Source organism: Pseudoalteromonas peptidolytica, from assembly GCF_012641745.1.
GTDB lineage: Bacteria > Pseudomonadota > Gammaproteobacteria > Enterobacterales > Alteromonadaceae > Pseudoalteromonas > Pseudoalteromonas peptidolytica.
This window is the reverse complement of the sequence record NZ_WEHZ01000062.1, coordinates 1-6,383: the sequence shown is the minus strand read 5'-3', so window position 1 is coordinate 6,383 and position 6,383 is coordinate 1. Positions and strand designations below refer to the sequence as shown.

Sequence of the window (6,383 nt, the reverse complement as noted above, 5' to 3'; positions counted from 1 at the left end):
TGTTAATATCAGAGCGAGTTTCTTCTACAACTGTAAGGTGTTCAATCAGGTTCATTGGTTGCGCCTAGCAATGGGATTGGCGCTATTTGATCATAAATTAGCTAAAAGTGCGATCCCGCCCTGGCTTTAGAGCTGGTATTCCTATAGTGAAGGCCATTAATCCAAAAACGAAAACAAACTGGGAAGCGATTGGCGTTAAACCTCATATTGAAATACCACAGACTAACGCCCTAGATGTGGCGTATAAAATGGCGCTTAATGAAGTTAAAAAGTCAGTAAGTGATGAGCACCAAATCAAAGATATTAACGACAAGCTTGAGGAGTTATCAAATAGCTTACCACTCAAAGAAAAGTGAAAAAGCACCTTTTAATAATAACGCCAAGTTATACCCATTACGAATAGGATTTTATTACACTCAATGAAATCGTATTTATTTTGGTGTTTTAATAGCCTAAAAAACTCGTGTTTAGGCCAAAGGTACAACCATTGGTGTGTATCGATTTAGAGTGGGTGTCAGCTATCATCAGCTATTATCAATTATCAGTAACCCATTATGATATCTTAACGTTTTAGAGCAAACACTTGAGCTTTGGGGCTGGAGGTACACTAACCGAAGAGCAGTTCATGCGAAGTTACAAGCGCTTGAAGCGTTAATGTTAGAAATAATATCTACAAACAGAAATCAAACGGAGCTTAATTATAACCTTTATAGCGAATAGCACTTGATAGTTTTTTCTATAAAACCCTTTGTGAATGTTATATTTTCCGACATGTTCGCCTTTATTCAGCACGCTGGGAGAGAGAACTTTTATTCCCAGATAAATATGGAGTCAATCCTTGCAAGCGCAATATAAGTTTACAGTATTTGGTATATTAGCGGTATTGGTATGGAGTGCAGTACTGCATGTTATGCGTATCGTTAGTGAAGATTTTGGTGCAATTGGGGGGGCTACCTTAATCTATTCAGTGGCAGCGATATTTCTCGTGCTGTTTTTAGGCTTTCCAAAGATGAAAAGTTACCCAAAATCTTATGTGATTTTTGGCGGGGTGTTGTTTGTTGCATATGAACTTTGTTTGTCTTTATCTCTGGGCTTTGCAAACTCTAGAACACAGTCTGCCCAAGTCCTCATTGTAAACTATTTATGGCCACTATTTACCATCCTAGGCGCGATAATTAGCCGAAGTAACAGTGCGAACACTGTGCTTCTGTTTTGCGGTAGCATACTTGCTTTTACAGGTGTTTATATGGTGGTTTCGGGCGATACTAGTTTATCTATCGAGAGTTTAGTAAGCAGTATTGTAAGCAATCCCATGGCTTTTGGCCTTGCTTTTGGGGGCGCAATTATTTGGGCTGTCTATTGTAATCTCACCAAAATGTTGTCAAATGGTCAGAATGCAATTACTTTGTTCTTCATCTTTACAGCGATAACGCTGTGGGTTAAATGGTGTTTAATTGAACAAAGCTTGCAATCTAACTTTTCGTTTTACAAAGTATGCTTGTTGGTCGTGGCTGGTGGTGGCATGGCTTTAGGCTACGCATTGTGGAACAAGGCTATAATTGGTGGCAATATGATCTTACTTGCTGTCATTTCTTATTTTACTCCAGTATTTTCCGGTATATTCGCCTCGTGGATATTAGGCATTTCGCTAACAACAGGATTTTGGATTGGGGTTATCGCAGTTACACTCGGTTCATTACTCTGTTGGCAGTCAACACGTGCAAGCGTAAACAATAACAATGTAGCAGTGAGCGATGCTTGAGCAGTAGCCTTTTTATGAACTCGTTGACAAAACAACCATTGCGTCTGTTCACTTCAAGTTCTTACCCATTACGGAAAAACATTTGATACTATGGCTCCTATACAGGGTTAGCACGCAGTTAACCCTACACTTACCGAAAGCCCTAATGGAAAAGTTTAACGCTTTTACTGTAATAATCTTTGTGCTTCTTTGGACACTAATTTTTTACCGCAAACAATAAGGAAATGAGTATAAGTATGGAAGCAAAGATTGTTGATGGTTTATTTGTCCTAAAGGTTTTTGTATTCACTTTAGCTATTAGCATATTCTTTAGTGTACAAGCACAGGCTACCAAGTCGCATTCAGTAGTTGATGGTAATGAAATCTCAGACGTGAAGGGGGGGAGAACAAAGGAAGACTTCGAAGGCCTGAGAACCTATGTTGATGACTGGGTTGATAAAGCCATGGTGCAACACAACCTGCCAGGAGTTGCGGTTTCGATTGTCAAAGATGGGGAAGTTATCTTGCTCAAGGGTTACGGGTTTGCCAATGTAGCAAGCCAAACCAAGGTTGATCCCAATACAACTTTGTTTCGCATTGGCTCTATTACCAAAACAATGACGGCTCTTGCGGTAATGCAGCTGGTGGAACAGGGAAAGCTATCTCTAGATACTGATATCAATGAATACCTAAGCGAATTTAAAATACCAGATACTTTTGCGCCTATTACAATACGTGCCTTATTAAGTCATCGGGCGGGTTTTGAAGAAGCGGATGCTGGTCACTTATTCGTGGAAAACCCGTCACAAATTATTAGTACAGAGCAGTACCTTGCAACATATATGCCCAAAAGAGTTTGGCCGCCAGGTGTCAATGTATCCTATTCTAATTATGGCTTTGCTTTACTAGGCTATCTGGTCGAGTTGCAGTCGGGTATGGATTTGGCTACTTACATGGAGCAACATATTTTTTCTAAGTTGGGTATGGAAAATACAACATTACGAGAACCTGTAAACGCAAGAGCTGCCTTTACAGCAATGAAGTCCGACCTACAGCAGCAGCTTGCAGCAGGGTATTTTAAAGATAGAAAAGGGAATAATACTGCCAAATCTTTTGAGTTTATTGGGCATGCAGGCGGTGCAGGGGCTGTTTCTACAACCGCCAATGATATGGCACGTTATATGTCAGTGCTAATGAATGATAACAACCTTTTAGTTCAGCCAGTTACCCAAAAAGCAATGTCACATCGATTATACGATGATAGACCACTGGCAACAGGGATTGCCCATGGTATGTTTGATGGCAAGCTTAGAGGTTACAAGGTGCGCTATCATTCGGGGGCGACCCATACGTTTGCTGCCAATATGGTAATGTTCCCTGAAATTCAGTTAGGCATTTTCATTTCAACTAATGTATCGGGAAGAGGGGGACACGTTGTTGAGACCTTACCTACCGCAATACTTAACAAATACTATCGAAATAAGCCGATAAGCCAGACTAAAGTGTCGCGATCAAGTTCCCCTCTGCAAACAAATATATATGCACAAGTTTTAAAACAGCAAGTTAGCCAACCGAACCTTGAAGATTATACGGGAACATTTTTGAGTACTCGTCGTTCATATACCCAGTTAGAGAAGCTAGCTGCGTTGCATGCGTCGGTAAGCGTTACTATTGAAGAGCAACAAAGGTTAGTCATGATAGTGGCTGGAGGTAAAATAAAACTAAAGCATCTTGAAGGAGACACCTTCCAAGCTGAATCTCAAAATACACCTACTTTTTACTTTTATCGCGATGATACAGGAAATATAGCGCGTTTTTCAGCGAGTATGTGGTCTGGCGATTATGAGCGGGTGGGCTTTTTGCAAAGTCCATTTTACTTCAATTTAGTGTTGGCAATTGCTTCTTTGCTATCGTTATTGACCTTGTTACTGTGTATTGTTCGAGTTCGTCAAGGCAAAAGGCTAGTGACATTCGAAAAGTTGGCATGCTGTAGCTCAACAATGATAATTGTGGCTACGGTGGGCTTTACATTAATGAATGTAGGCATTGTCTATGATGAATACAAATTTAACATAAATTTTCCGACAATTGAGGTAAAAATTCTGCTGTCTTTGGTGTTAGCAATTGTTTTAACGACCTTTATGAAAGTAATAAAGCTTCCATTGATGATAAATATGAATGAGTTACACTGGCTTTTTAAAATACATTATGTGATGTGTGCACTCAGTTATCTAAGCGTTATTCACGTGTTTTGGGTTTGGAACGCGGTAGGGTTTAATTACTTTGGCTAAATTTTAGCGTCGTGTTTTGCCACTCTGGGTTAGGACTACCCTAAGGAAGCTGTAATCATTACTTATGAATAAATGACCTGTTCTTTAAGGATAGTGAGTTATTGCATTACTGGGACAAATCTCAGGTTAAATATAACAAGGAATTGGACTTGATAGAGAAAAAACGGAATATAGTGATCGTTGGTGCAAGCCGAGGGATTGGATTAGCTGTTGCCGAATTTTACGCAGCAAAAGGAGATTGTATAATCTCGGTATCACGGACACGTTCAAGTGTAGGCCAGTGGATTGAGGCGGATATCTCAACACTTGAGGGTATTAGAAAAGTAATAGATGAGATATCAGATAAGGCAATTGATGCGCTTTTATATATGGGAGGGATCTGGGAGTCTTCAGCATTTACAGAAGAGTATGATTTTGAGAAAACCTCATTTACTGAAACTCAAAGTATAATAAATGTAAATCAGCTTGCTCCGATCGAGCTGGTAAAAGGGTTACTAGCAAACCTACGTAGAGCCAAAAATCCGCGAGCAATTTTTATGGGAGCAACTTCTGGCCTTGAGCTGTCGACGACCTCTGAAGTTGCATACTCTGCCTCTAAATTTGGGTTGCGTGGCGCAGTTCATTCCCTTCGAGTGGGGTATAAAAATGAAGGTATCGGTTTTACGACTGTTAACCCTGGCTATGTAGGGACAGATGAAGTGTTAAATGATATTGAGTCAGGAGAATCTATAGGTCTAATTCCGATACCGATGGAAGATATTATAAGAGCTGTAGATTTTGTGATGCAATCATCTAGAAATACAGATATCGGCGATATCGTGTTGACACAAAAATTTGGGCGTTAACTTGCTGTCAATCATTAGCATATTACTACACTGACATTGGGCATAGAACCATGACTTAATCTATAGTTTGGAGTAGGAACGAGCTCGTCATTGCCTCTAAATCACATTTTCATTTTATTGGCATAATTGCACGAGATAGTTATATCAAAATTACTCGAGAATTCAGCCGCTAACTTTGGCTAGAAAGTGTGATATGGGTTACATTTACAGCAATAAGGATATGAATATTATGTATAAGGTTGGTATTGTTTTGTTTGATGACTTCACCGATGTAGACTTCTTTCTGATGTACGACTTACTTGGTCGCACAGTGGGTAGCTGGACGGTGAGTATACTGGGAACTAAGTCTGAACATCATTCTCACCTTGGCATAGAAGTCAAAACTGATGGACATATTTCAGAGGTGATAAATCAAGATGTGGTGCTTATCACTAGTGGTAAACGCGGTATTCCAGCAGTTTTGCAAGATACAGAGTTTATGTCAGCGTTGGATCTTAACCCAAACACACAGTTAATTGGCTCAATTTGTGCCGGTTCATTTGTTCTTCATGAACTTGGTTTGCTAAAAGGTAAGCCATTAACAACCAATCCTGATGCAAAAGCTGCGCTTGAAAGCATTGGAGGAGACGTTCAAGACCAACCTCTTGTAGTGCAAGGGAATATAGCAACTGCTGGTGGTTGTCTTTCACTGATGTATTTAATCGGTTGGCTGGCTGAGCGATTATTTGACTCAAACAAACGAAAAGCCCTACAAAACCAATTAATACCCGCTGGGCAGTCTGAGCTGTTTGAAACGCTCATTTCTAAAACCATTAAACAAGCAGAGCTGTAAAGCTCACATGGTAAATATAAGAGTGAATAAATAGCGACGGAGAGTAATACCAATTTGACTTAACACTTGCTCAATTTGAAGGAGTAAATCTGACGCTAACAGTGTTAAAAATTTCTTATTTAGAACAACTAAATAGCAAAATTTTTGCCTTGCCTACACGAATGTAGGTACTTTGGCGATAGCAGGACGCGGTAGCGGGGTTATCGACAAGATTTTCTCGCCTCAAAATAGGCTACTTAATTAAGAAAGCTGGTATAACAAGTTAGTTAGCGCAACCACTGTAATTTTAGTGCTCCTATCTGACTCGGCAAAGCGTTGTTATGTGTGCTCACTTTTTCCCCTCTCTATCAAAATGAAGCAGCGTTATTTGGCTGTTTTTATTTTGTATTTTTGATCTTTTCTACAATTTTTAACGGCAATATAGCTATAAATAATATTTTATTTATGACAGTTGCTTTACTTATTTTTTGGTAACAGACAGGCTGAATAGAATCAATTATTTTAGGGTTTAGTTGTTTTACTTTTTCAACTCTCTGAAAAGTATAGATCCCGAATTCAGATAATAAGTGCACCACTCATGGTTAATCGGTGAGGAGAGATCAACTGCCTGTTGGTGGTACTCTGTAATCGCCAAAAAACAAGAGTAGTTACCATGAGTTACAAGCAGTTGATCG

The 6,383-nt window shown here is 39.5% G+C and carries 5 protein-coding genes; all 5 read left to right on the top strand.

Annotation, left to right across the window (positions count from 1 at the left end; genetic code table 11):
• Positions 1-146 precede the first annotated feature (146 nt).
• Positions 147-356 carry a hypothetical protein gene (locus tag F9Y84_RS21570; protein WP_211091713.1) on the top strand — a complete coding sequence of 70 codons (210 nt, stop codon included), beginning with the start codon at positions 147-149 and terminating at the stop codon, positions 354-356.
• A 482-nt stretch (positions 357-838) separates the two neighbouring features.
• Positions 839-1,762, top strand: a complete 924-nt coding sequence (gene yddG / locus F9Y84_RS21565; protein ID WP_147391350.1) for an aromatic amino acid DMT transporter YddG — start codon at positions 839-841, stop codon at positions 1,760-1,762.
• A gap of 236 nt (positions 1,763-1,998) precedes the next feature.
• A complete protein-coding gene (locus F9Y84_RS21560; RefSeq protein ID WP_147391351.1) occupies positions 1,999-4,032 on the top strand; it encodes a serine hydrolase domain-containing protein in 2,034 nt (677 codons plus the stop codon).
• 149 nt (positions 4,033-4,181) lie between these two features.
• Entirely contained in the window at positions 4,182-4,877 is a 696-nt protein-coding gene (locus tag F9Y84_RS21555) for an SDR family NAD(P)-dependent oxidoreductase (protein WP_208723430.1), read from the top strand.
• Positions 4,878-5,097: 220 nt separating this feature from the next.
• Positions 5,098-5,709: a DJ-1/PfpI family protein gene (locus tag F9Y84_RS21550; RefSeq protein ID WP_225740834.1), complete on the top strand. Its 612-nt coding sequence runs from the start codon at positions 5,098-5,100 to the stop codon at positions 5,707-5,709.
• The last annotated feature ends 674 nt before the right edge of the window (positions 5,710-6,383 follow it).